A 429-nucleotide genomic window follows, 5' to 3' on the forward strand; every position below is an offset into this window, starting at 1 on the left:
CTCCCGCTGTCGCCACGACCCCGGTGCCGACTGACCTCACCGCACCGGGCCCAGAAGGGCCGCTCGCGGGGACGCTGCTCGATCCCGACGGCAGGGCCCCGCTGGTGCTGCTGATCCCGGGGTCAGGGCCGACCGACCGCGACGGCAACAATCCGCTGGGCGTGGCGGGCGGCCCCTATCGCCAGCTCGCCGAGGCGCTCGCCGCCAAGGGCATCGCCACGCTGCGCATCGACAAGCGCGGGCTGTTCGGCAGCAAGGCGGCGCAGGCCGACCCCAATGCCGTAACCACCGCCGATTATGCCGCCGACGTACAGGCGTGGAGCAAGGTCGCACGCGCCCGGACCGGGCGCGCGTGCATCTGGCTGCTCGGCCATAGCGAGGGCGGGTTGGTCGCGTTGCAGGCGGCGCAGAGCCCCGTCGGGATCTGCG

Annotated in this window: 1 protein-coding gene; it reads left to right on the forward strand. The window is 73.9% G+C overall.

Annotated elements, in window-relative coordinates; genetic code table 11:
* Positions 1-23: 23 nt before the first annotated feature.
* Positions 24-429: alpha/beta fold hydrolase (locus tag AACY52_RS31755; protein WP_339561619.1), on the forward strand; the 406-nt coding region annotated here is incomplete at its 3' end.

The organism is Pseudomonas sp. EA_65y_Pfl1_P113 (genome assembly GCF_963970525.1).
In the GTDB taxonomy this organism is placed as follows: domain Bacteria; phylum Pseudomonadota; class Gammaproteobacteria; order Pseudomonadales; family Pseudomonadaceae; genus Aquipseudomonas; species Aquipseudomonas tritici.